The organism is Streptomyces sp. SID13726, assembly GCF_010548375.1.
Classification (GTDB): domain Bacteria; phylum Actinomycetota; class Actinomycetes; order Streptomycetales; family Streptomycetaceae; genus Streptomyces.
Map to the genome: position 1 here is coordinate 1 of NZ_JAAGLY010000479.1, position 435 is coordinate 435.

1 protein-coding gene is annotated in these 435 nt (G+C 69.7%); it reads left to right on the forward strand.

Features of this window, described 5'->3' with window-relative positions:
- On the forward strand, positions 1-435 hold a 435-nt coding region (locus tag G3I78_RS48680), incomplete at both ends, for a hypothetical protein (protein ID WP_203616549.1).

Here is a 435-nt window from a genome sequence, read left to right on the forward strand (position 1 = left end):
CCTCGCCCAGAACCCCGCTCTGCTGAGCAACCTGTGGGCCTACGCGAAGTCCTGGTACGAGGCGCGGACCACGTCGTACACCGACGCCCTAGCGGCAGCCGACGCCGCGAGCCAGAAGGCAGCGCTTAAGCTCGCCGAGGAGAACAAGAAGTCCGCGCAGAAGCGCGCCGACGCCTACGCGAAGGTCGCGCAGTGGATCGCCGACGTCGCAGACGACGTCTCCCCGTACGAGCCGAAGGACGGCTGGTGCTCGTCGTGCTTCGCCAGGACGGAGCACCGCAAGTCGAACCGGCCAGCGGGTCAGCTCCCGGTGTTCGTCTGCGAGTCCTGCGGCTCACCGACCCTCCCGTGCGTCGCGCCGGGCTGCGAGAACATGGCCGTGCGCGAGCGTGGCGCGCTGCGCGTTCCCCAGTACTGCGCCGAGCACCGGCATGA